The organism is Salegentibacter sp., from assembly GCF_041642575.1.
In the GTDB taxonomy this organism is placed as follows: Bacteria; Bacteroidota; Bacteroidia; order Flavobacteriales; family Flavobacteriaceae; genus Salegentibacter.
This window is the reverse complement of record NZ_JBEPWD010000202.1, coordinates 1-1,670: the sequence shown is the minus strand read 5'-3', so window position 1 is coordinate 1,670 and position 1,670 is coordinate 1. Positions and strand designations below refer to the sequence as shown.

Annotated in this window: 1 protein-coding gene, 1 tRNA gene and 1 pseudogene; 1 reads left to right on the top strand and 2 read right to left on the bottom strand. The window is 42.2% G+C overall.

Annotated elements, in window-relative coordinates; all coding sequences use genetic code 11:
- Positions 1 to 234 precede the first annotated feature (234 nt).
- Both ACESK1_RS13335 and ACESK1_RS13330 read right to left on the bottom strand, forming a co-directional pair.
- Positions 235 to 996, bottom strand: a complete 762-nt coding sequence (locus ACESK1_RS13335) for a DUF6503 family protein (protein WP_372920654.1) — start codon at positions 994 to 996, stop codon at positions 235 to 237.
- Between the two features lie 139 nt (positions 997 to 1,135).
- A tRNA-Leu gene (locus ACESK1_RS13330) sits at positions 1,136 to 1,217 on the bottom strand.
- Between the two features lie 139 nt (positions 1,218 to 1,356).
- On the opposite strand from ACESK1_RS13330, the pseudogene ACESK1_RS13325 reads away from it, so the two are divergent.
- Positions 1,357 to 1,670, top strand: a pseudogene (locus tag ACESK1_RS13325) (peptidase dimerization domain protein); the annotation flags it as partial.

Sequence of the window (1,670 nt, the reverse complement as noted above, 5' to 3'; positions counted from 1 at the left end):
GAAGAAAGTTCGCACATTTTAAGCTCACTGTTATGAGATCCTGAGTCAAGCTCAGGATGACAAGCCTGGAAAGAAATGTCATGCCGGGCTGGACCCGGTATCTCATCCTGCTAAGCTCTTTGGGCTGCTTTAGTAAATTATAATTTCGGAACGATTAAAAATAAACCTTTGCGTTCTCTGCGCTCTCTCCGCGAGCTTTGCGTGAAACAATTGATGGGTACAGGATCAAAGATGCTACTCCTTAACTGCTACTTCCAGGATTTTTGTCTCAATAGTAGAAAGCAACTCCAGTTTATCGTTTTCGTATAGCTCATCGAGTTCGGACAGCCCGGTTTCGGAATTGCGGAAAGTAAAATTCCGGTAATCAACAAACCTTATCCCGTTGATCACCCTGGGATTAAATGCAGCCCTGAACCTTATCCCCTCCTCTTCTTCTACAAACTTATAGGCCAGATAGTCCAGGGTGAAGTCCTCTTTATGGATCCAGTAAAGAAATTCATCATGCCCGGCCACCCCCGAAGCTCTCTGCCCGAAGCTCATTTTTAACTGATAATATGGCTCACCTTCTATCCGGGCCTCTTCTAGCAGTTCCTTATTCAGTCCGCGATTATCCAACCCATAAGGCAGATGTGCAAAATAATGAACCGTTTTTATTTCCTTATTTAACCTAACCAGCAGGGAATCGGGAATAATGCGCAGACTATCGTTCACGTATCGCTGAAAGCCGCTATTACTCACCATATCCCGAATGCTGTCCAGGCCTTCAGTAGATTGTTTTTCCAGTGAAAATTCCAGACCATTACGCTCACTTTTATAGGTGTTTTCTCTGAAATTAAAGCTAATCGTCGCCTTTTTATAATTTTCCCCTCCGGCAACCTCAATAGTCTTTTCTATAATTTCCTCAATTTCCTGCGCCTCCTGAACAGTTTGTCTTTTTTCCTCATCCTCACAGGACAAAAAGCTCACAAAAATTAGAATAAGAAGAATTTGTCTCATAGATTTCGGTTAAGTCCAAAAGTAAATATTAATTTTTTACAGAGTCTTTTTGATTACTGCTCTGTTTCTATACAAGCCCTTTCGCTGTGGCTTAAATTAATTGCATAAAAAAAGCCCCTCATTTCTGAAGAGCTTTCTGTGCGGGCGAGAGGACTCGAACCTCCACACCTCACGGCACTAGATCCTAAGTCTAGCGTGTCTACCAATTCCACCACGCCCGCATTTTCATTTTACAACACTTAGGACTCGTTGTAAAAGCACTTACTTGTCGTAAGCGGATGCAAATATACATAAATGTTTCAATTCTCAAATACTCCGCAAAAAAATTTTTTACCTTTATATCTCTTAAAAATTTAAACAATGAATGACATCAAATCATACGTAGAAGCCAATAAAGATCGTTTTATAAACGAACTCATTGATCTTCTGAAAATTCCATCGGTGAGCGCCGATTCCAAGCACAAACCCGATATGCTGAAAACCGCTGAAGCGGTGAAGAAAAATCTTCTGGATGCCGGTTGTGATTCCGCAGAGATCTGTGAAACCCCCGGTCATCCTGTGGTCTACGGAGAAAAAATAATCGATAAGAACCTGCCCACCGTGCTGGTTTACGGACACTATGATGTACAACCGCCGGATCCATTAGATCTGTGGAATTCCCCGCCCTTTGAGCC